This window comes from Pseudomonas sp. SDT291_1_S447 (assembly GCF_054070155.1).
Genome location: NZ_JBSVXS010000275.1, coordinates 1 through 859, shown reverse-complemented (window position 1 = coordinate 859; position 859 = coordinate 1). Strand labels below are relative to the sequence as shown.

General features: G+C 61.0%; 1 pseudogene. It reads left to right on the top strand.

From position 1 onward, the window contains the following. A pseudogene (locus ACW9IR_RS29505) lies at positions 1 to 859 on the top strand (hypothetical protein); the annotation flags it as partial.

The following is an 859-nucleotide window of genomic DNA, read 5'->3' as shown; positions in this document are numbered from 1 at the left end:
ACGACAACGGTGATGGCGGGCATTCCAAGCTGATCATGACGATTCCCAAGGAGATTGCTGACGGCGGCATCGACAAGGACAACGTCGCCGCTGGCGTGCCAATCAGTATTGGCAAGGCCGACGGCACACCGCCCTACCCCTTCGCGGCGGCGGGCGATGTCTGTCGCCTCAGTTGGGGCGGCATCTACGTGTTCAGTGCTGCGCTGACTCAGGAACAGGCCGAAGGCAAGGCGCCGATCATCATCACCATCACGGAAGCGATCATCCGTGAGGCCGGGGATGCGGAAACGTCCGGCGTGGCCGTGGTTTTCGAGGTGTACGACTGCGTCTTTAACCGCTCCGAGGATTGGAGTGCCGAGCAACGCATCGTGGTGGCGGTGGATGCAACACGGCTGGGGGCGCCGTTGCTCAAGGAAACGCTGAACAACGTGCTGGACGTCGACAAGCTGGGCGACGCCGACGGCACCGTGCAAATCATCGCCACGGATACCAGCAAGTTCACGGTCGGTGACATTCCCTACATCAGGATCAAGGGCACACCGGTCGAAGGGCCACCGATTGATCTGGAAGTAGAAGGCGCGGCGTTGACAAGCGTGCCGAGCGTTACTGACGACAAGGTTCCCAACGCCGTGCTGCGCCAGTTGGCCAAGTCGCAGATCACCTTGTCGTACCGCTTGGAAAAGGCCGACGCATCCCCTGATCTACGTTCCAAAGGCCAATTCATCCGCGCCATCGGCGAAGTCCAACGGCTGGCCGCGCCGAAAATGCTGGACGAGAACTCCGGAGCACTGGATCCCGCACTGTCCCAGGTGCGTGTCGAAATCCCCTTCGACAAATCCTTTGCCGAAGGCCAGGTCCT